This window comes from Streptacidiphilus sp. EB103A, assembly GCF_041261405.1.
In the GTDB taxonomy this organism is placed as follows: Bacteria; Actinomycetota; Actinomycetes; order Streptomycetales; family Streptomycetaceae; genus Streptacidiphilus.
In genome coordinates this window covers 1-26,202 of record NZ_JBGCAQ010000042.1, presented here as the reverse complement: position 1 = coordinate 26,202, position 26,202 = coordinate 1, and the positions used below count along the sequence as shown (strand labels likewise).

At 68.7% G+C, this 26,202-nt stretch carries 23 protein-coding genes; 16 read left to right on the top strand and 7 right to left on the bottom strand.

Annotated features, from left to right (window positions below; translation table 11 throughout):
• On the bottom strand, window positions 1-2,219 hold a 2,219-nt coding region (locus tag ABH941_RS40015; RefSeq protein WP_370137623.1), incomplete at its 3' end, for a glycosyltransferase family 2 protein.
• A 526-nt stretch (window positions 2,220-2,745) separates the two neighbouring features.
• Here ABH941_RS40015 and ABH941_RS40010 point away from each other — a divergent pair.
• The 13 genes from ABH941_RS40010 (at window position 2,746) to ABH941_RS39950 (ending at window position 18,334) form a co-directional block, all read left to right on the top strand.
• Window positions 2,746-3,183, top strand: coding sequence for a hypothetical protein (locus tag ABH941_RS40010; RefSeq protein WP_370137619.1), 438 nt, complete (start codon window positions 2,746-2,748; stop codon window positions 3,181-3,183).
• A gap of 168 nt (window positions 3,184-3,351) precedes the next feature.
• Window positions 3,352-4,011, top strand: a complete 660-nt coding sequence (locus tag ABH941_RS40005) for a class F sortase (protein WP_370137627.1) — start codon at window positions 3,352-3,354, stop codon at window positions 4,009-4,011.
• Window positions 4,012-4,170: 159 nt separating this feature from the next.
• Window positions 4,171-5,337, top strand: coding sequence for an L-rhamnose isomerase (rhaI, locus tag ABH941_RS40000; RefSeq protein WP_370137616.1), 1,167 nt, complete (start codon window positions 4,171-4,173; stop codon window positions 5,335-5,337).
• Between the two features lie 55 nt (window positions 5,338-5,392).
• Window positions 5,393-7,438: a bifunctional aldolase/short-chain dehydrogenase gene (locus ABH941_RS39995; RefSeq protein WP_370137613.1), complete on the top strand. Its 2,046-nt coding sequence runs from the start codon at window positions 5,393-5,395 to the stop codon at window positions 7,436-7,438.
• Window positions 7,439-7,483: 45 nt separating this feature from the next.
• Window positions 7,484-8,971, top strand: coding sequence for a rhamnulokinase family protein (locus ABH941_RS39990; RefSeq protein ID WP_370137610.1), 1,488 nt, complete (start codon window positions 7,484-7,486; stop codon window positions 8,969-8,971).
• A gap of 26 nt (window positions 8,972-8,997) precedes the next feature.
• Window positions 8,998-9,789: a (Fe-S)-binding protein gene (locus ABH941_RS39985; RefSeq protein ID WP_370137603.1), complete on the top strand. Its 792-nt coding sequence runs from the start codon at window positions 8,998-9,000 to the stop codon at window positions 9,787-9,789.
• A complete protein-coding gene (locus ABH941_RS39980) occupies window positions 9,786-11,210 on the top strand; it encodes a lactate utilization protein B (protein ID WP_370137598.1) in 1,425 nt (474 codons plus the stop codon). Before ABH941_RS39985 ends, ABH941_RS39980 begins: the two co-directional genes overlap by 4 nt.
• Entirely contained in the window at window positions 11,207-11,848 is a 642-nt protein-coding gene (locus tag ABH941_RS39975) for a lactate utilization protein C (protein ID WP_370137593.1), read from the top strand. Before ABH941_RS39980 ends, ABH941_RS39975 begins: the two co-directional genes overlap by 4 nt.
• Window positions 11,849-12,238: 390 nt before the next feature.
• Window positions 12,239-13,759 carry a sugar ABC transporter ATP-binding protein gene (locus ABH941_RS39970; protein WP_370137588.1) on the top strand — a complete coding sequence of 507 codons (1,521 nt, stop codon included), beginning with the start codon at window positions 12,239-12,241 and terminating at the stop codon, window positions 13,757-13,759.
• Window positions 13,756-14,799, top strand: a complete 1,044-nt coding sequence (locus ABH941_RS39965; protein WP_370137585.1) for an ABC transporter permease — start codon at window positions 13,756-13,758, stop codon at window positions 14,797-14,799. The genes ABH941_RS39970 and ABH941_RS39965 overlap by 4 nt, the downstream gene beginning before the upstream one ends.
• A complete protein-coding gene (locus ABH941_RS39960; RefSeq protein WP_370137581.1) occupies window positions 14,792-15,853 on the top strand; it encodes an ABC transporter permease in 1,062 nt (353 codons plus the stop codon). Before ABH941_RS39965 ends, ABH941_RS39960 begins: the two co-directional genes overlap by 8 nt.
• A gap of 119 nt (window positions 15,854-15,972) precedes the next feature.
• Window positions 15,973-17,070 carry a rhamnose ABC transporter substrate-binding protein gene (gene rhaS / locus ABH941_RS39955; RefSeq protein ID WP_370137577.1) on the top strand — a complete coding sequence of 366 codons (1,098 nt, stop codon included), beginning with the start codon at window positions 15,973-15,975 and terminating at the stop codon, window positions 17,068-17,070.
• 235 nt (window positions 17,071-17,305) lie between these two features.
• Window positions 17,306-18,334 (top strand): LacI family DNA-binding transcriptional regulator, encoded by a 1,029-nt coding sequence (locus tag ABH941_RS39950; RefSeq protein WP_370137573.1) that lies wholly within the window; start codon window positions 17,306-17,308, stop codon window positions 18,332-18,334.
• Window positions 18,335-18,350: 16 nt separating this feature from the next.
• On the opposite strand, the gene ABH941_RS39945 is transcribed toward ABH941_RS39950, so the two are convergent.
• The gene (locus tag ABH941_RS39945) at window positions 18,351-19,256 is read right to left on the bottom strand and encodes a LysR substrate-binding domain-containing protein (RefSeq protein ID WP_370137569.1); all 906 of its coding nucleotides are present in this window, start codon (window positions 19,254-19,256) and stop codon (window positions 18,351-18,353) included.
• Between the two features lie 102 nt (window positions 19,257-19,358).
• Between ABH941_RS39945 and ABH941_RS39940 the strand changes: the two genes are divergently transcribed.
• Together ABH941_RS39940 and ABH941_RS39935 are read left to right on the top strand one after the other, a co-directional pair.
• Window positions 19,359-20,183: an oxidoreductase gene (locus ABH941_RS39940; protein WP_370137564.1), complete on the top strand. Its 825-nt coding sequence runs from the start codon at window positions 19,359-19,361 to the stop codon at window positions 20,181-20,183.
• Between the two features lie 420 nt (window positions 20,184-20,603).
• Window positions 20,604-21,833, top strand: a complete 1,230-nt coding sequence (locus ABH941_RS39935) for an inositol monophosphatase (protein WP_370137555.1) — start codon at window positions 20,604-20,606, stop codon at window positions 21,831-21,833.
• Here ABH941_RS39935 and ABH941_RS39930 read toward each other — a convergent pair.
• Window positions 21,790-22,371 (bottom strand): hypothetical protein, encoded by a 582-nt coding sequence (locus tag ABH941_RS39930; RefSeq protein WP_370137550.1) that lies wholly within the window; start codon window positions 22,369-22,371, stop codon window positions 21,790-21,792. The genes ABH941_RS39935 and ABH941_RS39930 overlap by 44 nt on opposite strands.
• A 118-nt stretch (window positions 22,372-22,489) precedes the next feature.
• On the opposite strand from ABH941_RS39930, the gene ABH941_RS39925 reads away from it, so the two are divergent.
• Window positions 22,490-22,612 carry a hypothetical protein gene (locus ABH941_RS39925; protein ID WP_370137546.1) on the top strand — a complete coding sequence of 41 codons (123 nt, stop codon included), beginning with the start codon at window positions 22,490-22,492 and terminating at the stop codon, window positions 22,610-22,612.
• A gap of 452 nt (window positions 22,613-23,064) precedes the next feature.
• Here ABH941_RS39925 and ABH941_RS39920 read toward each other — a convergent pair whose 3' ends face one another.
• From ABH941_RS39920 to ABH941_RS39905, 4 genes are all read right to left on the bottom strand, one after another.
• Window positions 23,065-23,907: a macro domain-containing protein gene (locus tag ABH941_RS39920; RefSeq protein WP_370137542.1), complete on the bottom strand. Its 843-nt coding sequence runs from the start codon at window positions 23,905-23,907 to the stop codon at window positions 23,065-23,067.
• Between the two features lie 66 nt (window positions 23,908-23,973).
• Window positions 23,974-25,230, bottom strand: coding sequence for a toll/interleukin-1 receptor domain-containing protein (locus tag ABH941_RS39915; protein WP_370137537.1), 1,257 nt, complete (start codon window positions 25,228-25,230; stop codon window positions 23,974-23,976).
• Between the two features lie 229 nt (window positions 25,231-25,459).
• The gene (locus ABH941_RS39910; protein ID WP_370137531.1) at window positions 25,460-25,594 is read right to left on the bottom strand and encodes a hypothetical protein; all 135 of its coding nucleotides are present in this window, start codon (window positions 25,592-25,594) and stop codon (window positions 25,460-25,462) included.
• 181 nt (window positions 25,595-25,775) lie between these two features.
• A partial coding sequence (locus ABH941_RS39905) for a transposase (RefSeq protein ID WP_370137526.1) occupies window positions 25,776-26,202 on the bottom strand: 427 nt, incomplete at its 5' end.

Below are 26,202 nucleotides of genomic sequence, written 5' to 3'. Positions count from 1 at the left end.
TCGTTGGGGTAGGCGGGCAGCTGGGCCTGGAAGGTGCCGTCGGTGACCTGGACCCGGTGGGTCTGCGCGCGGCGGGTGTGCTGCTTGTGGCGCAGTACCAGGTCGAAGTGGTGGCTGCCGGCGACCGGGTAGCTGCCCTCCAGCAGGAACGCCGACCGGTCCGCTGGCACCGAGACCGCCTCGACCACCGGCTGCACCCGCTGATCACAGATCTGCAGATAACCCCGCGGGGAAGCCTTGATGAGCAGCGCCCGGTCTCCCGGCTGCGCCGCCGCGCCGTCCTTGACCAGGGGGAACTGCACCGATGACGGGCTGTCAGGCCCCTGGTCCACGACCAGCGGAAGAACGCTGCCGTCCGCGAGGACGATGTCGGCCCCCCAGTGCTCCTTGCTCCGGGACTGGACGCTGGGCCGGTTCCGGGCCTCTTCCAGCCGGACCTGCTCCAGGGCGGCGGGGTCGATCCGGACGGTGAACGGGACCTGGTCACCGGTGGTCGCTCCGAGTTCCAGGACGTAGTCCAGGATGCGGGAGCTGCCGTCCTCGGTGTGCTCCAGGACGAGGATGGCACCGTCCTCAAGGGTGTCCTGGGCGCGGATCGAGCCGCTGAGCTCGATCAGGCCGTCGACGGCCTCGGCTGAGGACAGCCTGGCCTTGACGGTCTCGACCCGCAGGCCGAGGTGCTGGTCGGAGATCTCGGGGATCAGCCGTACGTCCTGGTTCACCCAGACGGGGGCGGGGCTCTGGCCGGAGCCGGTCTGCCCCTCCTTGATCCGGGTCCGCCGCGGCCGGCCGGCGCCGAACTGCGCCAGGGTCACCGCCCAGGTGCTGTCCTTCCACTCGCCGCCCTTCTTGAGCCGGTCCGGGTTGATCGTCACGGACCAGCCGGACCAGTCGGCGTGGTGGAACGGCAGATTGCCGTTGTCGGCGGTCACGTCCGGACGCCGTACTACCCGGGTGGGCAGCACCAGCGTGCGACGGCTCTTCTTCCGACGGAGGATCAGCGCGCGGACGGAGTCGTAGCGGTGCTCGGCGCCGAGGTTCTTCTGGAAGGCGTGGCCCTCCAGCCTGAGCGAGCCGTCCTGCCAGGTGATCTCGTCCACGGTGGCGTGCAGGCCGACGGCGGCGACCAGGGTCGCCACCGCCTCGTCCAGCGGCGGGCTGTCCCTGAGGACGGGGTAGTCCGCCTTGGGACGCAGCGTGCCGCGGGTCGGGATGGCCCGCGGGTACTCCTCCTCGAACGCGAGTACGGCCAGCAGATCGGCCATCCGGCGCTTGGCGGTCAGCCAGTACTTGATCCGCAGACCCTCGGCCAGGTCGTCGAGCAGCGCGGGCTCGATGTCGTCGACCACCCGGCCGACGTGGTCGAGGAAGGCGGTGCGGTAGACCTCGTCCGCTTTCGGCAGCGAACGGAAGAACATCTGCAGTTCCTCGACCAGGACGTTGTGGTCGTAGGAGTGCAGATAGGTGCGGAACTCGGGGCCGGAGCGCGTCTTGAGGAACTCGCGGACCATGCTGATCGAGGTTATCCGGTCGATCAGGCCCTTGGGGTCGGTGCTGTTCTGGGTGATCGACTTGGAGCCGACCTCGCGCATCCGCCACAGGTAGACCGGCTCGGCCAGCACGTCCACCGACTTGGCGAGGTAGTGCAGCGGCACGCTGACCGGGGCGTCCTCGTAGAGGATGCCGGGGTACTGCATGGCGTGCTCGTCCCAGAAGCTGCGCCGGTAGACCTTGTTCCACGCGGTGCGGTCGGTGACCAGCGAAGAGTGCTTGCTGATGTGGGTCTTCAGCCGGGTCGAACCGAACGGCGCGCGGTGCACCCAGGAGGGGTTGGTTCCCACGGCCCGGAAGCGCAGCACATTGCCGGCGACGAAGTCGGAGCCGGTCTGGTCCAGCGTCTCGATCATCAGCTGGTATGCCTTGGGCGGGACGATGTCGTCGCTGTCCACAAAGGTCAGGAACTCCGCCTCCGGGTCGACCGCCGCGGTGCCGGTGTTGCGGGCCGGGCCCAGGCCCTTGTTCTCCTGCTGGACCAGGCGGAAGCGGGCGTCGCGTCGCGCGAAGGCCTCGGCGATCTCGGCGCTGGAGTCCGTGGAACCGTCGTCGACCATGACGACCTCGAAGTCGTCGAAGGTCTGTGCTGCGAGGGACGCCAGGCACTCCTCCAGGTACAGCTCGACGTTGTAGATCGGGACGACCACGGAGAGGCGGGGGGCCATGAGGTGCAGCGGGCCTTTCTGGGACAAAAGGGACATGTATGCACAGGCGGTGCCCAAGTGCTCGGCACTCAAAGCCGCATCGGGCGCCCCTGCGCGAACCGGGGCTATGAGTGCGCTGTCTACAAGTTAGTAGACGGCTACTTGAACAACTTGTCAGCCAGGCAAGAACTGAGCATGAGAGTAGTTCGAAACCAGTTGTCGCACAGTTAGCACAAAGGCAACATTCGCCCAACAATCGCCGACCTGGACATGGCTGGGAGCATACCCGGGGAGTTCACAGAAATGGCCGCCGACTCGCTCACCCGTTCGGCCGCGAACCTGACGGCCTGCCAACTGACGTCACGTCATCCCCCTGGCCTGGGCGTTTACCGTCCCGAGCCGACGGATCCGAGGGATTGCGGCGGCGCAGCCGGAGCCCGCAGAACAGGCACGATGCCGCGGTCGGCGATTGGCTGGGGGCTGTGAGCCGGGATCGGTGGCGGTGCAGCAGCACCCCGTTCCGGGTCGCTGGAGGTAGGGAGAAACCATGCGTTCGATCCACGCGGTCCTCGGCGCGGCTGTTCTCGGCACGAGCCTGGCCCTGCTGGGCCCGGCGGCCCACGCCGCGACGCCGCAGGCCACCACCAAGGCCTGCGCCAAGGCCGTCGCAGCCGCAGGCAGGGCCGAGGCCGCGTACAACGCCGCAGTGGCGGACTACAAGAAGATCATCCAGGCCGGCGGCCACCCCGACAAGTCCCAGCAGGACAACGTCACCGCACTGCTGAGCGCCTCCAACAGCGCGGCCTCCTTCGCGGCCCGGGTCTGCCCGGACGCCAGGGTCCCCTCGGGCACCGTGCGCACCGGTACCGGCTCCACCAGCCAGGGCGTCAACACCGCCGACCTGGCCGCCGGCGCCGGTCTGATCGCCGCTGTGGGCCTGGGCGCGGTGGCGCTGCGCCGCCGCCGGAGCGACACCCGGGCCTGACCGGCAACCTCCCCGGTCGACCCGCCGGTGCACGCCGGCATCCGCCGGGCACCCTGCGGCAGACACCGCCGGGCGCCCGGCTTCCCCAAGGTCCGCCCCGACGGCCCCGGAAGGAGCGGAAGCCCAGTGAAGCCAGCGACGTCCAGGTCCCCCCGGCGCTCCGCGCGACTGCGTCGGATCCTGACCGGAACCCCGGCCTCGTTCGCGCTGCTGGTAGGAGCGGTGCTGATCGCCCACGGGCTGATGGCGCCGGCTCCGCCGCCGCAGCCCACCCCGGACCAGGGCTTCGCCGCCGCCGACAAGGCCACGCTCGCGCCGCCGGCCGCCCCCACCGCCGCAGGCCTCGCGCCGCTGGCCGTACTGGCCCCGGCCGCCCCGACCCGGGTGCGGATCCCGGCCATCGGCGTCGACGCGCCGCTCACCGGCCTCTCACTGGAATCGAACGGGCAACTGGCCGCGCCCCCGGAGACCGACCGCAACCTGGCCGGCTGGTACCGCGCGGGCACCGCGCCCGGCAGCATCGGCACCGCGATCCTCGCCGGCCATGTCGACACCCACCAGGGCCCCGCCGTCTTCTACGGCCTCGGGGCGCTCAAGCGGGGGGACGTGATCGAGGTGGGCCGCGCCGACCACCTCGACGCGGTCTTCACCGTCGACGCCGTCGAGGCCTACCCGGCCACGGACTTCCCCGACCGCAGGGTCTACGCCGCGGCGGCCCGCCCCGAACTGCGCCTGATCACCTGCGGCGCGGGCTTCGACCAGAAGCATCAGCGGTACCTGGGCAATGTCGTCGTCTTCGCCCATATGACCGGCAACCACCCCGGCTGAGGCCAGGCCCTCGATCAGGGCTTGAATCGTTTTCTGGAGGCCTGCCGACAGCGCTCTGTCCTCGGCTGACCGAGCGGTGAACCTCTCTTGACGGGCAGATCGGGCCGGGCTAGATTGCCCCTGTGTGAAACGATTCATTAGAGGACGACAGGGAACCCCATGACCGATCTGTCCGCAGTCAAGGCGGCGCTGAAGGCCCAGGAGATCGAGACCCCGTCGTGGGGTTACGGGAACTCGGGTACGCGCTTCAAGGTGTTCGCGCAGGAGGGGGTGCCCCGCGACCCGTTCGAGAAGCTGGAGGACGCCGCCCAGGTGCACGCCGCCACCGGGGTGGCGCCGCGCGTCTCGCTGCACATCCCGTGGGACCGGGTGGAGGACTACGCCGTGCTGGCGGCGTTCGCCGGGGAGCGGGGCCTGACGCTGGGGGCGGTGAACTCCAACACCTTCCAGGACGACGACTTCCGGATCGGCAGCGTCTGCCATCCGGACGCGAAGGTGCGCCGCAAGGCGGTGGAGCACCTGCTGGAGTGTGTGGACATCATGGACGCCACTGGTTCGCGCGATCTGAAGCTGTGGTTCGCGGACGGCACCAACTACCCGGGCCAGGACGACATCACTGCCCGTCAGGACCGGCTGGCCGAGGCGCTGGCCGAGGTGTACGCGCGGCTGGGCGATGAGCAGCGGATGATCCTGGAGTACAAGCTGTTCGAGCCGGCCTTCTACACCACCGACGTCCCGGACTGGGGCACCTCCTACGCGCACTGCCTGAAGCTGGGCCCCAAGGCGAAGGTGGTGGTGGACACCGGGCACCACGCTCCGGGCACCAACATCGAGTTCATCGTCGCGTTCCTGCTGCGCGAGGGGCGGCTGGGCGCGTTCGACTTCAACTCCCGCTTCTACGCCGACGACGATCTGATGGTCGGTTCGGCGGACCCGTTCCAGCTGTTCCGGATCCTGCACGAGGTGGCGAAGAACGACGGCTTCGCACCGGGCAAGCAGGTCGCGTTCATGCTCGACCAGTGCCACAACATCGAGGGCAAGATCCCGGCGGTGATCCGCTCGGTGATGAACGTCCAGGAGGCCACCGCCAAGGCGCTGCTGGTGGACCTGGACGCGCTGGGCGCAGCCCAGCAGGCGGGCGATGTGCTGGGGGCCAACGCGGTGCTGATGGACGCCTACAACACCGACGTCCGCCCGCTGCTGGCCGAGGTCCGCGCGGAGCAGGGGCTGAACCCGGACCCGCTGGCCGCCTACCGCGCCTCGGGGTGGCAGCAGCGCATCGTCGCCGAACGCGTCGGCGGCACCCAGGCCGGCTGGGGAGCCTAACCCCGCCCCTGCATTTTCGTTGTCACTCCCGGGACCACCGAAGGACTCGTTCGCCATGGCTACCACCCCCCACCCCGACATCGCCGCCCTGCTGGCCCGTTCGAACCGTCTGGGCGCCGATGCGCGCAACACCAACTACGCCGGCGGCAACACCTCCGCCAAGGGCACCGCTATCGACCCGGCCACCGGCACCCAGGTCGAGCTTTTGTGGGTCAAGGGCTCCGGCGGCGACCTGGGCACGCTGACCGAGTCGGGGCTGGCGGCGCTGCGGCTGGACCGGCTGCGCGCGCTGACCGCCGTCTACCCCGGGCCGGAGCGCGAGGACGAGATGGTCGCCGCGTTCGACTACTGCCTGCACGGCAAGGGTGGGGCGGCCCCCTCCATCGACACCGCGATGCACGGCCTGGTCGACGCCGCCCACATCGACCACCTGCACCCCGACTCCGGCATCGCGCTGGCCTGCGCGGCCGACGGCGAGAAGCTCACCGCCGACTGCTTCGGCGACCGTGTGGTGTGGGTGCCCTGGCGCCGTCCCGGCTTCCAGCTCGGCCTGGACATCGCCGCTGTCAAGGCCGCCAACCCGCAGGCCGTCGGCTGCGTCCTGGGCGGCCACGGCATCACCGCCTGGGGCGACACCAGCGACCAGGCCGAAGCCAACTCGCTGCACATCATCCGCACCGCCGAGACCTTCCTCGCCGAGCGCGGCCGCCCCCAGCCCTTCGGACCGGTCCTCGACGGCTACCAGGCACTGCCCGAGGCCGAGCGCCGCGAGCGCGCCGCCGCACTCGCCCCGCTGATCCGCGGCCTGGCCTCCACCGACCGTCCGCAGCTGGGCCACTTCACCGACAGCGCCCCGGTCCTGGACTTCCTCGCCCGCGCCGAACACCCGCGGCTGGCCGCGCTGGGCACCTCCTGCCCGGACCACTTCCTGCGCACCAAGGTCCGCCCCCTGGTCCTGGACCTGCCCGCGACCGCGCCCCTGGCGGACGTCAAGTCCCGGCTGGCCGAACTCCACGCCGCCTACCGCGCCGACTACCAGGCCTACTACCAGCGCCACGCCACCGCCGACTCTCCGGCGATCCGCGGCGCCGACCCGGCGATCGTCCTGGTCCCCGGGGTGGGCATGTTCTGCTACGGCAAGGACAAGCAGACCGCCCGGGTGGCCGGCGAGTTCTACCTCAACGCCATCAACGTGATGCGCGGCGCCGAAGCCGTCTCCACCTACGCACCCATCGAGGAGGCCGAGAAGTTCCGCATCGAGTACTGGGCCCTGGAAGAAGCCAAACTCGCCCGCATGCCCAAGCCCAAGCCCCTGGCCACCCGGGTGGCCCTGGTCACCGGAGCAGGCTCCGGCATCGGCAAGGCCATCGCCCACCGCCTGGCCGCCGAAGGCGCCTGCGTCGTGGTGGCCGACCTCAACACCGACAACGCGGTAGCGGTCGCCGAGGAGCTGGGTGGCCCCGACGTCGCCATGGCCGTCAGCGTCGATGTCACCGACGAGCAGCAGATCACCGCCGCGTTCAAGGCCGCCGTACTGGCCTTCGGCGGGGTGGACCTGGTGGTCAACAACGCCGGTATCTCCATCTCCAAGCCGCTGCTGGAGACCACCGCCCACGACTGGGACCTGCAGCACGACATCATGGCCCGCGGTTCCTTCCTGGTCTCCCGGGAGGCCGCCCGCACCATGGTCGAACAGAGATTGGGCGGCGACATCGTCTACATCGCCTCCAAGAACGCGGTCTTCGCCGGACCCAACAACATCGCCTACTCCGCCACCAAGGCCGACCAGGCCCACCAGGTCCGGCTGCTGGCCGCCGAACTGGGCGAGCACGGCATCCGCGTCAACGGCGTCAACCCCGACGGAGTGGTGCGCGGCTCCGGGATCTTCGCCACCGGATGGGGCGCCCAACGCGCCGCCACCTACGGCATCGAGGAGGAGAAGCTGGGCGAGTTCTATGCCCAGCGCACCATCCTCAAGCGCGAGGTCCTGCCCGAACACGTCGCCGCCGCGGTCTTCGCCCTGACCGGCGGCGACCTCACCCACACCACCGGACTGCACATCCCGGTCGACGCCGGCGTCGCCGCAGCGTTCCTCCGCTGACCCCACCTGCTCCGGCCCGCACTCTCCTCTCTCCAGGTTGCCCGTGTGAACCTCACTTCCTCGTCCTCCCCGTCCCCGGCCGTGTTCGCGGCGGCCGACCTCGGCGCCACCAGCGGCCGGGTGGTCCTTGGCCGCGTCGGCAACGGCAGGCTCGACCTGACGGAGGCGCACCGCTTCGCCAACACGCCGGTTCGGCTCCCGCACGGCCTGCACTGGGACATCCTCGCGCTGTACCAGGGGGTCCTGGACGGGCTCCGCGAAGCCGCCAGGTCAGCGCCGATCGCCTCGATCGGGGTGGACAGCTGGGCGGTGGACTACGGTCTGCTCGACGGTGAGGGGAGGCTGCTGGGCAACCCGTACCACTACCGCGACCAGCGCACGGACAGCGTCGCCGAGGCGGTCCGCGCCAGGATCGGCGCGGCCGGGCTCTACCGTGCCAACGGGCTGCAGCACCTGCCCTTCAACACGCTCTACCAGCTGGCCGCCGAAGCCGGCACGCCGCAGTTCCTGGCAGCCCGTCACCTGCTGCTGATCCCGGACCTGCTGACCTACTGGCTGACCGGACGGATCGGCGCGGAGGCCACCAACGCCTCCACGACCGGCCTGTTCGACGCCCGCGCCGGAGCCTGGTCGCCCGAGCTGGCCGAGGCCGTGGGCGTCGGCGGCGGACTTCTCGCGCCGCTGCGCCGCCCCGGCGACAGCTGCGGGACGCTGCTGGCGCAGCCGGCCGCCGCCACCGGGCTGCCGCAGGGCACCCCGGTCACCGCGGTGGCCTCCCACGACACCGCGTCAGCCGTCGTCGCGGTCCCCGCCGAACGGCCGGACTTCGGCTACATCTCCTGCGGCACCTGGTCGCTGGCCGGACTGGAACTCGACGCCCCAGTACTCAGCGAGGCCTCGCGGACCGCGAACTTCACCAATGAACTCGGCATCGACGACACCGTCCGCTATCTGCGCAACATCATGGGCCTGTGGCTGCTCAGCGAGACCCAGCGCACCTGGCAGGCCCAGGGAAAGCCGCACGAGCTGCAGCCGCTGCTGGTCCAGGCCGCCGCCGCGGAGCCGTTCGCCGCCGTCATCGACCCGGACGCCCCGGAGTTCCTGGCCCCCGGCGACATGCCCGCCCGGATCGCCGGCTACTGCGAGCGCACCGGGCAGCGGCCACCGGCCAGTCAGGGATCGCTGGTGCGCACCATCCTGGAGGGCCTGGCCATGGCCCACGGCCGTACCCTGCACCAGGCTGCCGAACTGGCCGGACGGGAGATCGAGGCGGTCCACCTGGTCGGCGGCGGCAGCCGGAACAGCCTGCTGTGCCAATTCACCGCCGACGCCGCCGACCTGCCGGTGGTGGCGGGCCCCACCGAGGCCACCGCGCTGGGAAACGTCCTGGTCCAGGCGCGCGCCCATGGGCTGGTCCACGACCTGGCCGGGATGCGCCGCCTGGTCGCCGACACCCAGCCGCTGCGCCGCTACACCCCGCGCGGCAACCGGTCCGCCTGGGCCGCGGCCGCCACCCGCATCGGTGCGACTTGATATCCCCAGCGACCCAAGGAGCCGCGATGCGTGTCGCTCTCTTCCCGACCTGCGTCAACGACGCGATCCATCCGCGCACCGGACAGGCCGTGGTGGCACTGCTGGAACGCCTGGGCGTCGAGGTCGACTTCCCGGACGCGCAGACCTGCTGCGGCCAGCCCCAGTACAACACCGGCTACCGGCGGGCCACCGAGCCGCTGGTGCGTCGGATGGCCGACGCCTTCGCGGGCTACGACCATGTGGTCACCCCCTCGGGGTCCTGCACCGCCATGGTGCGCGACAACTACCCCCGGATCGGCGCCAGGGTGCGGGCCGAGGGGCGCGGCGACGGCCTGGCCCGGGCTGCCGAGTCGCTGGTGCCGCGGGTGCTGGAGCTGACCGAGTTCCTGGTGGACGTCCTCGGCGTGACCGAGGTCGGCGCCTACTACCCGCACCGGGTTACGTACCACCCGTCCTGCCACGGGCTGCGGATGCTGGGCCTGGGGGACCGGCCGCGCCGACTGCTGGAGGCCGTCGAGGGACTGCAGCTGGTCGAGCTGCCCGGGGCGGAGGAGTGCTGCGGCTTCGGCGGCACCTTCGCCATCAAGAACCCCGACGTCTCCGCCGCGATGGGCGCCGACAAGGTCCGCAACGCGCTGTCCACCGGCGCCGAGGTGCTGTGCGGGGCGGACAACTCCTGCCTGCTGCACATCGACGGGACGCTGCGCCGCGCCGACGCGCCGATGCGCACCGTGCACCTGGCCGAGATCCTGGCCTGCACCCGGGCCGACCCGACCGGCGCCGGCTGGGGCGCACCCAGGGCGAGGAGCACCGCATGAGCGACACCTACCTGGGGATGCCCTCCTTCCGGCAGGCGGCGAAGGCCTCCACCAAGGACACCCGGCTGCGGGCCAATCTGACCCACGCCACCCACACCATCCGCGACAAGCGCGCCAGGGCGGTGGCCGAGCTCGACGACTGGGCGCAGCTGCGCCAGGCCGGCAAGCGGATCAAGGACCAGACACTGCGTCACCTGGACACCTACCTGGTCCAGCTGGAACAGCAGGTCACCGCCGCAGGCGGCACCGTGCACTGGGCCGCCGACGCGGCGGAGGCCAACCGCATCGTCGCCGATCTGGTCAAGGCCACCGGAGAGAGCGAGGTGGTCAAGGTCAAGTCGATGGCCACCCAGGAGATCGAGCTCAACGAGGCGCTGGCGGCCGAGGGCATCACCGCCTACGAGACCGACCTGGCCGAGCTGATCGTCCAGCTCGGCGAGGACCGGCCCTCGCACATCCTGGTCCCGGCGATCCACCGCAACCGCGGCGAGGTCCGCGACATCTTCACCGAGAAGATGGGGGAGTGGGGCCGTCCGGCCCCGGAGGGACTGGGTGACAGCCCGGCCGAGCTGGCCGAGGCAGCCAGGCTGCATCTGCGCGAGAAGTTCCTGCGCGCCAAGGTGGGCATCTCCGGGGCCAACTTCATGGTCGCCGAGACCGGCACCCTGGTCGTGGTCGAGTCCGAGGGCAACGGACGGATGTGCCTGACCCTGCCCGAGACGCTGATCTCGGTGGTCGGCATCGAGAAGGTGGTCCCCAGCTGGCGCGACCTGGAGGTGTTCCTGCAACTGCTGCCCCGCTCCTCCACCGCCGAGCGGATGAACCCCTACACCTCCCTCTGGACCGGCACCAGCGACGGCGACGGCCCCCGGGACTTCCATCTGGTGCTGCTGGACAACGGCCGTACCGACGCCCTGGCCGACGAGGTCGGCCGGCAGGCGCTGCGCTGCATCCGGTGCTCGGCCTGCCTGAACGTCTGCCCGGTCTACGAGCGGGCCGGCGGCCATGCCTACGGCAGCGTGTACCCGGGACCGATCGGCGCCATCCTCACGCCGCAACTGCGCGGCACCGCCAGCGCTATCGACGCCTCGCTGCCCTTCGCCTCCACCCTGTGCGGGGCCTGCTACGAGGTCTGCCCGGTCGCCATCGACATCCCCGAGGTCCTGGTCCACCTGCGCGAGCAGGTGGTCGACCAGGGCGGCCCGGGGCACCGGGCCGAGCGGGCCGTGGTCCGGGCCGGCACCTGGCTGCTGGACCACCCCGCCGCGCTCGGGGCGGTCGAACGTCTGGCGTCCAAGACCCGGAAACTGCACCCCAAGCGGCTGCCCATCGCCGCGGCCAAGGCCTGGACCGACAGCCGCGACCTGCCCGAACTGCCGGCAGCCCCGTTCCGCGACTGGTGGGAGAAGAACCGCCGATGACCGCATCTCCGACCGCTGCCCGCGAGCACATCCTGGCTCGCATCCGCGCCGCCGTGCAGGACGCCCCCGAGCCCGATCCGGTGCTGCGCGACTACCGACACAGCCACAGCCCCGACGACCCCGCACAACTCCTCGACCTGCTGGCCGAGAACCTCGCCGATTACCGCGCCCTGGTCCACCGTTGCACCGAGGCCGAGCTGCCGGCCGTCATCGGCCGCATCCTGGCCGAGCGCGGCTCGCGGACGGTGGTGGTGCCCGCCGGCGTCCCCGAGCACTGGCTGAGCGGCTCCGAGGTCGAGCCGCTGTACGACGATCCGCCACTCGTCCCCGGCCGACTCGACGCCGTCGACAGTGTGCTGACCGGCTGTGCGCTGGCCGTCGCCGAGACCGGCACCATCGTGCTGGACGCCGGTCCCGGCCAGGGCCGGCGTGCCCTGACGCTGGTCCCCGACCACCATCTGTGCGTCGTCCGGGCGGCCGACCAGGTCGTCGCCTCTGTTCCGCACGCCCTGCCCCGGTTGGATCCGACCCGGCCGCAGACCTGGATCTCCGGCCCCTCGGCCACCAGTGACATCGAACTGGACCGTGTCGAGGGCGTGCACGGCCCGCGCACCCTGGAGGTCGTGCTGGTCGGCTGAAACCCCGCTGCGCCGCTCTTCTGCCACCACCGCCCCGGCCTCCTACTGGGGGCGGTGATGGCTTTCAACGTTTCAATTCAGCGGGCGTGTCGAAGCGGGCCGGGATCCCAGCGGCGGCAGTGCGCGTCCCCGTGCCGGCAAGGGGCGGTCGGCGGGAGAAGCCGGTGTTATTGAATCGTGTCAAACGCTGAAAGCGACCGTATCTGCCTACATCTGCGCAGGTCGGAGCCGGTTTCCCGATTCGGGTGAGCCGCTTTGGGCAGGTGGGTCGCGAAACCGGGGCTTCGAGCATCTCTTGACGCGCCAACAGCCCGAAGCTAACTTCACGGCAACTCCTTTGAAACATTTCACAGCCTGGGCCGCAGTCGCCCCGAGAGCCAGGAGACTCCCATGACCCACCCCGACCCGGACGCCGTTCCGGTCCTCGCGCTCGAGGGGGTGAGCAAGTCCTTCGGCGCCGTACGAGCCCTCCGCGGTGTCTCCCTGCAGCTGTTCGCGGGAGAGGCGCACGCCCTGGCGGGTGAGAACGGCGCCGGCAAGTCCACCCTGATCAAGGCCATGGCCGGAGTGCACCGGCCGGACGAGGGCACCGTGCTGCTGGACGGCGAGCCCGTCGTCTTCCACGGTCCCGCCGACGCCAGGGACGCGGGTGTCGCCGTCATCTACCAGGAGCCGACGCTCTTCCCCGACCTGTCGGTGGCCGAGAACATCTTCATGGGCCGTCAGCCGCGGCGCTCCTTCGGCCGGGTGGACCACCGCTCGGTCCGCAGCGCCACTGCCGACCTGTTCCGCCGGCTGGGCGTGGACCTGGACCCGGACCAGCCGGCCCGGGGTCTGTCGATCGCCGACCAGCAGCTGGTGGAGATCGCGAAGGCGCTCTCCTTCGACGCCCGCGTGCTGATCATGGACGAGCCGACGGCCGCCCTGACCGGCAGTGAGGTGGCCCGGCTGTTCGGCGTGGTGCGCTCGCTGCGCGAGGAGGGCGCTGCGATCCTTTTCATCTCGCACCGGCTGGAGGAGGTCTTCGCCCTGTGCCAGCGGGTCACCACCCTGCGGGACGGCGCCTGGATCGCCAGCGAGCCGGTCGACGGGCTCAGCGAGGACGACCTGATCCGCCGGATGGTCGGCCGCGACCTGGACGAGCTCTACCCGAAGACCCCCGCCGAGGTCGGCGCGGTCGCCCTCAGCGTCCGCAGGTTGACCCGGGAGGGCGTCTTCACCGACGTCTCCTTCGAGGTCCGCAGCGGCGAGATCGTCGGCCTGGCCGGACTGGTCGGGGCCGGACGCAGCGAGGTGGCCCGGGCCGTGTTCGGTGTGGACCGCTGGGACGGCGGCGAGGTCGATGTGGCCGGAAAGCCGCTGAAGCCCGGCGCCCCCAGCCTGGCCATGGCCGCCGGACTGGCCCTGGTCCCCGAGGACCGCAGGGCCCAGGGACTGGTGATGGGCATGTCCATCGAACGCAATATCGGCCTCACCGGACTGCGGGCCAACTCCCGCGCCGGAGTGATGAACCGGGGCAGCGAGCGCAGCCGCGCCGTCGACTGGGCGGTGCGGCTCCAGGTCAAGTACGCCCGGCTGGCGGACGTCGTGGGCACCCTGTCCGGCGGCAACCAGCAGAAGGTGGTGCTGGCCAAGTGGCTGGCCACCTCCCCGACCGTGCTGATCGTGGACGAGCCCACCCGCGGCATCGACGTCGGCACCAAGGCCGAGGTGCACCGGCTGCTCTCGGAACTCGCCGGCCAGGGCGTCGCGGTGCTGATGATCTCCTCGGACCTGCCGGAGATCCTCGGCATGGCCGACCGGGTGCTGGTCATGCACGAGGGGCGGATAGCGGCCGAGATCCCCAGGGCCGAGGCCACCGAGCAGTCCGTGGTGGCCGCCGCCACCGGGGTCACCGGGAGGGCGGCATGACGACCACCATGGAACCCGTCCGCGTCGCGGCCCCGGCCGGCAGCGGGCTGCTGGACCGGGTGCTGAAGATGCGCGAACTCGCCATCCTCGCGGTGCTGGTGCTGATGCTGGCCGCCACCCAGATCGACAACAGCGCCTTCCTGTCCAAGCAGGGGATCAAGGACCTGCTGCTGAACGCGACCATCCTGGTGCTGGTCGCGGTCGGCGAGGCGATGGTGGTGATCACCCGCAACGTCGACCTGTCGGTCGGCTCGGTCCTGGGCATCAGTGCTTTCGCCGCCGGGGACTTCCTGGAGGGCGGCGGCAACCCGCTGCTGGCGGTGCTGCTGGCGGTCGCCCTGGGCGCGGCCTTCGGCGTCCTCAACGGCCTGCTGGTGAGCATCGGTCAGGTCCCGGCCCTGGTGGTCACCCTGGGCACGCTCTACATCATCCGCGGCGTCGACTCGATCTGGATCGGCTCCCGAGAGATCACCGCCGGGGTCCTGCCCTCCGGCTTCGTCACCTTCGGCCACGACGGGCTCTCCGCCCTTCCCTACCTGGCCGTGCTGGCCGCCGTGGTCCTGGTCGCCGTCGCCTACTTCCTCCGCAACTACCGCAGCGGCCGCGAGTTCTACGCCCTGGGCTCCAGCCCCGAGGCGGCCGGACTCGCCGGGGTGCCGGTCCGCAGGCGCATCCTGGCGGCCTACATCGCCTGCGGCGCCCTGGCCGGACTCGCCGGCGCGCTGTACCTGGCCCGCTTCGGCAACGTCGACTCCGGCACCGGGAGCGGCTACGAGCTCACCGTCGTCAGCGCGGTGGTGGTCGGCGGCGTCGCCTTCACCGGGGGATCCGGCAGCGTCTACGGGGTCGCCCTCGGCGCGCTGCTGCTGACCTCCATCAACAGCGTCCTGCCCTCGATCGGCGTCAGCTCGGTCTGGGTCCAGGCCATCGACGGAATCCTGCTGCTCGTCGCCATCGCCGTGGACCGGATCCTGGCCCTCAGGGTCGCCGGCATCCTGCGCAAGAGGGCAGCGGAGACAAGGAGCGCCCGCCATGGCTGACACCACCGCAGCGTTGACCGCCCGACTGCGCACCGCTCGGCTGGGTGACGTGATCCGCTGGGACACCGTCGTCGGGGCCCTGCTCCTGGTCCTGCTGGTGTGCTCCTTCTCCTTCGTGGACAACTTCGGGAACGCCCTCAACCTGTCCTTCCTGATCGGCAACACCCTGCCGATCGCGATGATCGCGCTGCCGATGACGCTGCTGGTGGTCGGCGGGGAGATCGACCTCTCGGTCGGTTCGACCGCCGGCCTGTCCGGTGCGGTCATGGGCGCGCTTTGGAACGACGGCTACCCGATCGAGACGATCATCCCGATCTGCCTGCTGCTGGGCATCGTCTGCGGGCTGGTCAACGGCCTGCTGGTGACCCGGCTCGGGCTGCCCTCACTGGCGGTCACCATCGGTACCCTGGCCGCCTACCGGGGCATCGCCCAGATCGTGCTGGGGGCCAACTCGGTCACCGACTTCCCGCAGCAGTACCTGGACTTCGGCTCCGGGCGGATCGCCGGGACCTTCATCCCCTACGCCGCGATCCCCTGGGCGGTGCTGCTGCTACTCGCGGCCGTCGTGCTGCACGCCACCCCGGTCGGACGCTCGCTCTTCGCGGTGGGCGCCTCCGAGGAGGCGGCCCGCTTCAGCGGGGTCCGGGTCAAGCGGCTGAAGCTGTCCATGTTCGTCGCCACCGGCTTCGTCTCCGCGCTGACCGGCGTGTTCTGGGCACTGCACTACGCCAGCGCCCGCTACGACAACGCCACCGGACTGGAACTGTCCGTGGTCGCCGCGGTCCTGCTCGGCGGGATCGACTTCGACGGCGGCCGGGGGACCCTCGGCGGCGCCGTGGCCGGGGTGTTCCTGCTGGGGGCGCTGCAGAACGTGATGAGCCTGGTCAATGTCTCGGCCCAGTCCCAGATCGTGGTCACCGGCGTGCTGCTGGTGGTCTCCGTCCTCGGCCCCCGGGTCGCCCGCCAGCTGTCCGTCGCCCGAGCCCGCCGGCGGACCCTCAGCACCGCCCCGCCGCCTGTCCCAGCGGCGGCGGCACCGGCCGGCCGTACCTAGATCCCCGCCGTCCTCACCCCCACCGTCCTCACCCTCCGCCCTCCCACCCGAGCAGCTCGACCCCACCCCCAGGCTTCAGCCTGCCCATCTGCTGCCACAGCAGCGAGAGGAACACCGCCATGACCCAGAGAATCGCCCCCGCCGGCCGTCTCGGCGTCGCCCTGGCCGTCACCGCCACTGTCGCCCTGGGGCTCAGCGCCTGCGGTGGCACCACCAAGAGTTCGACCGACAAGGCGGCCTCCTCCGCCCCGGCCGCCGCCGCGGCTTCTTCCGCCGACCCCAACGCGGCCACCAAGACCGGGCTGACCGTCGCTTTCCTGCCCAAGCAGGTGAACAACCCCTACTTCACCATCTCCGACAACGGCGGCAAGACCGCGCTGACCGCGCTCGGCGAGAGCTACAAGGAGGTCGGCACCAGCAGCGGCACCGACACCGCGGGCCAGGTCTCCTACGTCAACACGCTCACCCAGCAGAAGGTGTCCGCGATTGCGGTCTCGGCCCAGGACCCCGGCGCCCTGTGCACCGCGCTCAAGCAGGCCATGAGCAACGGCATCAAGGTCGTCACCTACGACTCGGACACCGACGCCGCCTGCCGGCAGCTGTTCGTCTCCCAGGCCAGCTCCGAGGCGCTGGGGCGCAGCGAGGTCGACCTGCTCGGCAAGCAGCTGAACTACACCGGCGACATCGCGATCCTGTCGGCCGCGCAGACCGCGACCAACCAGAACACCTGGATCGGCTTCATGGAGGACGAGCTGAAGAAGCCCCAGTTCGCCAAGATGAAGCTGGTCAAGGTCGCCTACGGCAACGACGACGCGCAGACCTCGTTCCAGCAGACCCAGGGCCTGCTGCAGCAGTACCCGAACCTGAAGGGGATCATCTCCCCGACCACGGTCGGCATCAAGGCCGCGGCCCAGTACCTGGCCGGGTCGAAGTACAAGGGCAAGGTCATGCTGACCGGCCTGGGCACCCCCAACGACATGCGCGCCTACGTCAAGAACGGCACCGTCCAGGGCTTCGAGCTGTGGGACCCGGCCAAGCTGGGCAGCCTGGCCGCCTACGCCGCCACCGCGCTGGCCTCGGGACAGATCTCCGGCGCCACCGGGCAGACCTTCAAGGCCGGTGACCTGGGTACCTTCACCGTCGGCGCGCAGGGCGTGGTGGTACTCGGCGAGCCGACCGTGTTCAATGCGGCCAACATCGACCAGTTCAACTTCTGACCGAAGCCGCCCACGGCCCGGGGACCGCCGCTCCACCCAGCGGCGGTCTCCGGGGTTCGCCGGACGGAGCGGCGGACGGGGCGGCGCCGGACGAGGCCATGCGTGCGCTGGCCGAGGTGTTCCACCTGGCCTGGGGCACGGCTCGGCGCTCGGACGCGGGCGTGACCCCATACGATGAGCAGTCACCGGAGGTCCCAATCCCTCCGGTGTCGGCGTGAGGCGGCAGGACGGGCGCGTGGCACAGATGGTGGGTATCAAGGACGTGGCCCGGCAGGCCGGGGTCTCGGTGGGCACGGTGTCCAACGTGATCAACCGGCCGGACATGGTCTCCGAGGAGACCCGGTTCCGGGTGCAGGCCGTGATCGAACGCCTCGGCTATGTCCGCAGCGAGTCCGCCCGGCAGCTGCGGGCGGGTCAGAGCCGGATCATGGCGCTGCTGGTCCTGGACATGGGCAACCCCTTCTTCGTGGACGTGGCGCGCGGCGCCGAGAGGGCCGCGCGCGCGGCCGGGCTCGGGGTGATGGTGTGCAACAGCGGCCAGAGCGCCGCCGAGGAGGCCGAGTACCTCTCCCTCTTCGCCGAGCAGCGGGTCCGCGGCGTGCTGCTGACGCCCGCCGACGCCACCGGACGCAACCTGGACTCCTTCCGCCGCCACCGCATCCCCTTCGTGCTGGTGGACCGGGTGGCGGCTGGGTCGTCCGAGTGCTCGGTCTCGGTGGACGACGTGGCCGGCGGAACCCTCGCGGTCCGGCATCTGCTGGCCGAGGGGCACCGCTCCATCGCCTATGTCAGCGGCCCCGGCCATCTGCAGCAGATCAAGGACCGCCGAACGGGCGCGCTGGCCGCGCTGGCGGAGGCCGGCCTGTCCGCCGACGTCCTGCAGGACCTGCCGACCGAGGGCCTGAACGTCGCGGCCGGACGGGACGCGGGCGCCAGGCTGCTCGGGCTCACCAGTCGGCCCACCGCCGTGTTCTGCGCCAACGACCTGCTGGCCCTGGGCGTGCTGCAGGCCCTCTACGCGGCCGGCGTCAGCGTGCCGGGGGAGCTGGCCATCGTCGGCTACGACGACATCGAGTTCGCCGCCGCAGCGGCGGTCCCGCTCACCTCGGTCCGGCAGCCGGCCCTCACCATGGGCGCGATGGCCGCCGAACTGCTGCTGGAGGAGACCGACGACGAGGCCGGCAAGCACCGGCACCAGCGGGTGGTGCTGCAGCCGGAACTCGTGGTGCGCAGCTCCTCGCTGACCCAGCGTCGGCAGTCCTGACGCTCGTCGGGGTTCTTCAGGCGGCGGGCGTTCGGTAGCCCGCCGCCTGGGCGGCGCGGGCGAAGGCGTGCACCAGCGGGCGGGTGTCGTCGGCGCGCCAGGCCAGGGCGAAGCGGGACGGCGACAGCCCGCGGACCGGGCGGGTGACCACCCCGCCCCGGGTCAGCAGCGGGGCGTTCCCGGCGCCCAGCAGGCAGACGCCCTGCCCGCCCACCAGCGCCTCGTAGGTCTCGTCGATGCCGCTGATCTCCGCGCCGACCAGCGGGTCCCGGCCGCCGCGCTCGTCCACGGCCAGCCAGTAGTCCCGCAGCACGCCGGCGCTGTCGGGCAGCGCCAGGAACGGCTCGTCGAGCAGCTCGACGAAGTCGACGGCGTCACATGCCGCCAGGCGGTGCGTCTCGGGCAACGCCACCAGCCGTGGCTCCTCGGCGACCACCAGCCAGCGCAGCCGTTCCGCCTCCGGCTGCGGCAGCCACAGGAACGCGATGTCGGTGGAGCCGTCGACCAGGCCGGCACTGGCATCCGTCCAGTCGACCTGACGGAGCACCAGCTGTGCGTCCGGGTACTCCGCGGTGAAGCGGGAGCGGATCGCCGGAAGCATCCCGCCCCGCCCCGGGCCCGTGCTCATCCCGACCACCAGCCGGCTGTGCAGGGCCGCCGTGGCCTCAGCCACCGTCTGCTCCGCCGCCGTCCACTGCTCCAGCAACAGCCTGGCGTGCGGCAGCAGCGCCACGCCGACGGCGGTCAGCCGAACCTCGCGACGGTTCCGCTCGAACAGCGGCGCGCCCAGGCTCCGCTCCAGCATGCGGATCTGCTTGCTCAGCGCCGGCTGCGAGACGAACAGCAGCTCGGCCGCGCGGGTGAAGTGCAACTCCTGTGCCACGGCGGCGAAGTAGCGAAGATCCCGGGTGTGGACGTCCATAGCGCATGGTTATCACGGATGGTCTTGGACGTGCGAGACCAGGCCGAGCAGGCTGGACCCAGCAGGCTGCGACCCAACAAAACGTGGACAGAAGGAGTCGCTATGAGCAAGGTATGGCTGATCACCGGCGCCAACAGCGGCTTCGGCCGGGCCCTCGCCGAGGCCGCGGTGGCGGAGGGCGATGTCGTGGTCGCCACGGCCCGGCGCCCCGAGACGCTCGCCGAGCTGGTGGCAGCCCACCCCGACCAGGTCGAGGCGGTGCGGCTGGATGTCACCGACCTCGCCGCCATCGACGCCGTGGTCGCGGATGTGACCGCGCGTCACGGCCGGATCGACGTCCTGGTCAACAATGCCGGCCGGACCCATGTCGGGGCGGCGGAGGAGACCACCGACGCCGAGCTGCGCTCGCTGTTCGAGGTGCACCTGTTCGGCCCGGCGGCCCTGGTACGGGCGGTGCTCCCGTCCATGCGCCGCCGTCGCTCGGGAGCGATCGTGCAGCTCAGCAGCATGGGCGGGCAGATGTCCTTCGCCGGATTCTCCGCCTACAGCGCCACCAAGTTCGCCCTGGAGGGGCTGTCCGAGGCGCTGCTGGACGAGGTCGCCCCGCTGGGCATCAAAGTGCTAGTGGTGGAGCCGGGCGCGTTCCGCACCGATCTGATGGCCAACCGGAGCGTCAGCGCGGAGATCGACGACTACGCCGACACCGTCGGCCGGACCCGCGCCATGGCGCAGGCGGGAGACCGCACCCAGCCCGGCGACCCGGCCAAGGCGGCCGCCGTGATCCTGGCCGCCCTCGCCGCCGAGCACACCCCGCTGCACCTCCCGCTCGGCAACGACGGCGTCGACGCCGTCCTCGGCCACCTCGACGCGGTCCGCGCCGAGGTGACGGCCTGGGAGAAGGCAGCCCGCGACACCACGCTCGACTGACCGCCTGCCAACTCCGGGCTCCGGCCCGGGCGTCGGCCGGGTGCGGTACGGCAGCAGGAGGGGCCCGCGGTGAGGCTGGCGACCTTGATCACCCGACTGCGGTCCGGTACAACTTGCGCGTGAGCAATCGCCGTGAATCCTGGCTGAACAGCATCAGCATGTTCATGATGTTCGGCTCGGGTGCCGCCCTACGACACTTCAGTGACGCGTGGTCGTGGTTCGTGCCTCAGCTCATCGCGAGCCTCGCGGTATGCCTCACCACCCGGGGACTTCTGGGAGCCGTCCTACGCATCTGGGATTCCCGGAGCAGCGGTTCTGCGTCCCCGTGATTCCGATGGCGGGTGGAGGCTGAGTCGTTTTCGTCAAAGGCACCCTACGATGGGGCCACCAGAGATTCAGCCTGCGGCGAGGACGGAGACCTTGACGAGCTACAGCAGCCTGCGAGCGTTGCTCGTGACACTCGATGACAACTTGCTGCTTCTTGAGCGAGGGCATCCGAGCGGTCCCAGCACCTTCACGCTGCCTACTTTCCAGTACTCGTCCTCGCTGAATGCGGAGACAGAGCTGCTGACCGGGCTCCGGACGAGGTTCGGCATCGAGGGCCAGGTGGCCAGTCTCATTCACATCGGGTTTGCGGGTGCCGGGGCCGTGCCGACCTATGTGGTCCGTGTGAAGCACCGCCTCGGTGGTCAGGCTGAAACTGCCGATCCGACGAGTGAAGCCTGGGATCTTCAGCAGGTTGTGGCGACGGACGAGAACTTGGCTGCGCTTCCCCTGTGTCCCGAAGACGTCGCCGAAGTCCTCCGCCGGAGCGGCGGTACCCACAGGTTGCTCGGGCTCGCGGATCTACGGGAGGACGGTGTCGGTCAGTCGGCGATGACGGCGGTGGCCGTGCGGGCGGCCAGCCGGGCGGCGCGTGCTATCCGGGATGCCGTGGCCGGTGGCGCAGTCGAGATCGCTACGAAGTTCGGGGCGCACGACCTGGTGACCACGGCGGATCGGGCGGCCGAAGCGGCGGCCATCGCCGAGATTCGTCGCCACCGTCCGGATGATGCGATCCTCGCGGAGGAGTCCGGGAACCATACGGGCACCACCGGGGTGCAGTGGATCATCGACCCCGTGGACGGTACCGGGAACTTCGTCCTGGGCCGTGCCGATTACGCGATCAGCATCGCAGCCTACCGAGACGACATCCCGCTTACGGCGGTCATTTATCGGCCGGTGGACCGCGCCTGGGCCGCTACCGGGGAGAACGGACAGACCGGGACACTTCCCCTTGCCTGCACCGCCACCAGCTCCCTCGCTGAAGCGGTCGTGGCCATCGGGTTCTCGCACGATCCCGCCAAGCGGTTCGTATCGGTGCTCTTGCTGGAGCACCTCTTCCCGCACATCCGCGACTTCCGGCGCATTGCCTCCGCGTGTTGTGATCAACTCGCGGTCGCCACGGGGACGCTCGACGCCTACGTCGGCGTGGGCCTCCGTCGCTGGGACTACGCGGCAGGGACTGCGCTGGTCTCCGCAGCGGGCGGTAGTGCCGAGGAGATCGAGCTCGCGAGCGGCGTGCACGCGGTCGTCGTCGCGGCGCCGGGCATCGCTGATGAGCTGATCAGCTTGTTGCGCTCCGTGCCTGCGGAGCAGTTGATACGCTGACCGACGTCGGCGTGGTATTCACTGTGAGATCGGGATGCGTGGAGCGTGTCCGTGGCGGGTTCGACGTACCGACGTCGGCTACCAGCCAGTGGCGCAACTCGCTGGACAACCGCAGGAGCCTGTGAAGCTCGTCATCGATGAGCGGGGTGTCGGCTTTGTCCCCCGTCTTGGTATGGCCGTCCGCCGACTTGACGAAGAGCGCGTCGTCGAGCGCATTTTGCAGATCGAGGTACGCCTTCTTGGAGTCCTTCGAGAGGAACATCCCATGGGCCTCGTCGTGGTAGTACCAGTCGTGAAACGAGTTGCGGATCGTCAGCAACTCCGACCGCTTCGGCACCGGGGCCAGCAGCCAGTGGCGCGGAATTTGACGCGTCAGGTGGAAGAGAGCCTGATGCCCTCTCAGCCGCTTGTCACGTAACATCCGGTCGTACTCGTGCTCCAAGTTGAGCTGCATGTTTGACCTGGTGGTGAAGTATGTGGCGATGGCACCGATGGCTCCGCCGAACACCGCACTTAAGAGCCCGATGAAGACTGTCACCCCATCAGTGTCCCAAAGCTCACGTGCGAGCGTAAGAGCCTGATCACTGACTGGATGCCGGGTGCGGTAGGGTCGGCCGACGCCCGGGGTGGATGGGTGCGGCGGCAGGAGGGGCTTCGTGGCGGAGGAAAGGACCTGGATGCGGGGGAGCGATGAGCGGGCTCCGTCGGCGGACCTGCATCCCGAGGTCGCGCATCCCGCCCGGGTCTACGACGTCTGGCTCGGCAGGTACTTCATCTAAAGGGAGTATGCCCAAACCTGCTGGGGCCAACCGGATTTGCGCGTGATCCTTTGCAGGATTCGGGCCCTTGAGCTGCTGCTTTGCCCCCGCTGACGGTGATCGGTTCCGCTCCGCAGGAACCACGACGTGCCACCGCTGCCGTCCCGTCTACCCACACGCACAAGCAGCCTTGGCCCGTGGCGCATAGGTGTGGCGCGTAGGTGGAGCGCCCTACTGGACGAACGACCTATGCGCCACGGGCCAAGGCTGCTTGGCTGTGCCTGGGTAGGCGGCAGACGGGAGGGCAGCGTCCTTGCCCAGCCACAGCCGGCAGGCTCGCTCCAGCAGGCCGGCCGCTCCCGGAGCCGGAGCGCCCCGCCGGAGGCAACCGCATTTGGGGCGTTCGACTGGGGATGAGCGGAATGAACGGCTGGAGATATCTCTCAAATGAATTGCCGCCCTTATTCGAAATATTATAGCGCACGCAGAAAGGCTTCAATCTCAAGCATATTCACCTGATGAGCATCATTGGGGTGAATTACGATCGTCAATTTCTTGCAGATAAGATCCTGGCGAGATCGAGCCATAAATGACAAAAGAATCATCCGCAAGATCACTTCGCGATCGAGGTGATTTACTCTAGCCATTTCAGATCCAATTATCGGAATGGCAACTGATGCCCGCTGGCCATGTACATAAACAGCTTCCCAAATTCGACCTAGACTTGACCATAGACGGTCAATATTCGAACGCACCGTCAGGTTATTCTGCATCTTGGAGTATGCAACACAGAAGTACCTCCTATCGGCATCACCCAGTACGGCAATGGTCCCAATAGGATAGCGATCAAGATTTCCTCTTCGCTTTTCCGATCGCCTCTCCGTGGCCTCGACATCAAACAATGCTAGCGCGGATCGAAGATGCGAATTCAAGCGGTCAATATCTCCATAATAGATTCGATCCTGGAATTGTCCTTGGATACTTGAATGAGAAATGACTACATTGTCACTATAATCGGTGTCGAATACGTCGTTGAATCCAATGACGAGATGCGATGGCTCATCGAATAGATCGCCGACTTTGATCTCGACAGTCACGTCCGGCCTGCGAAAATTGCGCAGTACGAGCCTATGGGGTTTAGCTCTCCCGATGCCCCAAATCATGGAGAGCAATAGCATCGATGCCAGTAACGGAAGACCCGATATATGACCCTTTGGCCATAAGGCCAAGTAAAGCTGAATAATACCAGAGAATACACCAAAGATGACGGCAGAGCTAGCTAGCATAAGGCGCCACCAGCGCTTGCTCTTCAACACCCAGGCATCCCTCTCGAAGTAGAATTACTGCCCCTGGCACAGGGATCTGATGCAAACCGGTCCAAATCAAACCAGATTGAATGCTGCCCAGGTCTCTACACTCTGTGCATCTAGGGGGATTTCGTTCTCTTCTTCGAATTTTTCCCGATACTCAGGATCCGCATCTTCGATGATGCTTTTCCAAGCCTCAGCCTTCTCGATGGCCTTTCGCACTATAGGATGGCCGACGTTTGGCGTAAGCCCAGCCCCTTCGTCTTCGACATCCAATTCCTTTCTCTCTATCGCCTCCCTTGCATCGTCCCAGTCCATGGACACAGGCTGGCGCCAGGTTACCGTGTGCATGACAGCCTTCCGGGTGGCAACGTTGAGCTTCTTGAGCGCCGCTCGCAGCTCGCTTGCACTCGCTTCCAGTTCTGCGGGATGCGGATCATATACTGGCGCTGAAATTACGCGCGTCGATGATGATCCTTGTCTGCTAGGAACCGTCCGACTTGCGGCCGACTGCTTCTCGTCGGCTGCCCGAATCCGGTCAAGCGCCCGCTTGAATCCGCGAAGTGCCTCGTTCCACGGCCGAATGGGAAGCGAGACAGCTGCATGTACAGTCAGCTGCTCGTGAATCTCTTCGAATACAGCATCAATCTCATCATCTGACCCGAGAATACCCATCTGTACATTTCCAATGGCCTGCACCACTTCCTCGACGCTGAGGGGAGGAATAACCAGCGGGTATGTTTCCTTTCCGAGAGCCCATGCGCCACCCAGCTCCATAAGGCAGTAAGGCCTCGTAAGAAAGTTCTTTGTAATCACCTCTATAACGAGAGCAGAACCTGCCAGTGTGGTCTGGAGATGTTCCAGGACATTCTTTCCAGCTGGGATTCCCGTCGACTTATGGGAAGAGAAGAAGATCATTTCATTTGGTAGGCCAGCGAGGACCAGAAAATTCTTGATCTCTCCGGCAAGTTCTTGATCTTTCGAGGCATGACTGATAAATATGGATCGATTGAGCGGCACCTTGCCTACCCCTTGCAGATGATAGTTTCTTTCCTCAATAAGTAATTCGGTACTAGAATTCCCAACCTCGTTCCTCGGGCTGAATCCACAGAACCCTGCAGCGGCCTCTAGTAGATCTTCTGGATTCCCCTGAGACTCGGCAAACTGAAGCGCCGAATTGATCCTCGACTTCTTACTGCTGCGCTGGCCGGGTCGTCGGTATGCGTCTCCGAGGCGATGGGCGTCAAAGAAGCTCTCACTGTCGGCGCCGGACATCTCAGCCAGAGCTTCTACCAACTGTAACCGGAGGTTTGGTGACCAGACACGAGCCATAGAATAAGCGTAGCGGCGATGGCCACACGTTGTCAGGAGTTGCGAAGTACTTTGCTCGCATCATGAAAATTGGTACTAAATGGACTAATAGTGGCAAGTTGACCAAGAGCTCACAAGGCGATCTTGTAAAATGCCGTGCTTTTATCTCCGAGTACGGCGTCGGAGCGCTTGTGCGGGTGGCCGACCCGGTCGCCGACTGGTGGGCCGTCAACCAGATCGAGTGTCTGGATCATGTCGTTGATGTGGTGGTGATGGCCTTGAGACGGATGACATGGCCGTCGCTGATCAGGTGGTGTTTGCTGCCGTCGACAGGAGTCGGATCCGTGGCGGCACCCTTGTTCGCATGCACGCGGGAGGTATCCACGCATGCGCGGCTCCACTCCGGTTTTCGCAGAACCGCCGTCAGTTCCGATCGCAGGCCTGGCTAACCCTCGCCCCCATCGCTCCGCACACCACAACCCTCCCAACTGCCATCCCGTGCGCCGTCGTCTCAGCGGCAAGCCAGCACCGAGGTGCGGGACGACGGCGCACGGGATGGCGGGTCTTCAAAGTTGAGTGGTGCGGGGGTGTCCGCGGGCTCGGCGGGTGGTGACGCAGCGTGTGCGTAGGCGTTGGTTGGTGGGGTTGCGGAAGCCGTGGGCGGCTCGGGCGGTGAGCTTGATCATGCGGTTGATGCCCTCGCTCTTGGCGTTGCTGTGGCCGGTGGCGATGAACGCGGCGATCTCGGGCCACCAGCGGTCGACGGTGGTGGCCAGTTGGCGTACTTCGTGGATGTCGCTGTCGGCGCACCAGGTCAGGAACTTCCAGCGCAGGTGTCCGATGCGCTCCTGGCCGGGGCGGGTGCGGGTGCGGGCGAGCAGGTCCCGCAGGCGTTCCCTGGCGATCCACGCGACCAGCAGGACCATACCGATGGTGCCGGCGTCGATCAGGGCGTTCCACATGGTCGCGAACTGGGCGTCGGTCAGGTCCTCG

Bases quoted from the DNA above. Each gene is read 5' to 3' on its own strand.
- ABH941_RS39980 (WP_370137598.1), top strand. From the start codon at position 9,786: ATGAGCGACACCTACCTGGGGATGCCCTCCTTCCGGCAGGCGGCGAAG.
- ABH941_RS39985 (WP_370137603.1), top strand. From the start codon at position 8,998: ATGCGTGTCGCTCTCTTCCCGACCTGCGTCAACGACGCGATCCATCCG.
- ABH941_RS39970 (WP_370137588.1), top strand. From the start codon at position 12,239: ATGACCCACCCCGACCCGGACGCCGTTCCGGTCCTCGCGCTCGAGGGG.
- ABH941_RS39995 (WP_370137613.1), top strand. From the start codon at position 5,393: ATGGCTACCACCCCCCACCCCGACATCGCCGCCCTGCTGGCCCGTTCG.
- rhaS (WP_370137577.1), top strand. From the start codon at position 15,973: ATGACCCAGAGAATCGCCCCCGCCGGCCGTCTCGGCGTCGCCCTGGCC.
- ABH941_RS39965 (WP_370137585.1), top strand. From the start codon at position 13,756: ATGACGACCACCATGGAACCCGTCCGCGTCGCGGCCCCGGCCGGCAGC.
- rhaI (WP_370137616.1), top strand. From the start codon at position 4,171: ATGACCGATCTGTCCGCAGTCAAGGCGGCGCTGAAGGCCCAGGAGATC.
- ABH941_RS40010 (WP_370137619.1), top strand. From the start codon at position 2,746: ATGCGTTCGATCCACGCGGTCCTCGGCGCGGCTGTTCTCGGCACGAGC.
- ABH941_RS39975 (WP_370137593.1), top strand. From the start codon at position 11,207: ATGACCGCATCTCCGACCGCTGCCCGCGAGCACATCCTGGCTCGCATC.
- ABH941_RS39915 (WP_370137537.1), bottom strand. From the start codon at position 25,230: ATGGCTCGTGTCTGGTCACCAAACCTCCGGTTACAGTTGGTAGAAGCT.
- ABH941_RS39940 (WP_370137564.1), top strand. From the start codon at position 19,359: ATGAGCAAGGTATGGCTGATCACCGGCGCCAACAGCGGCTTCGGCCGG.
- ABH941_RS39945 (WP_370137569.1), bottom strand. From the start codon at position 19,256: ATGGACGTCCACACCCGGGATCTTCGCTACTTCGCCGCCGTGGCACAG.
- ABH941_RS39960 (WP_370137581.1), top strand. From the start codon at position 14,792: ATGGCTGACACCACCGCAGCGTTGACCGCCCGACTGCGCACCGCTCGG.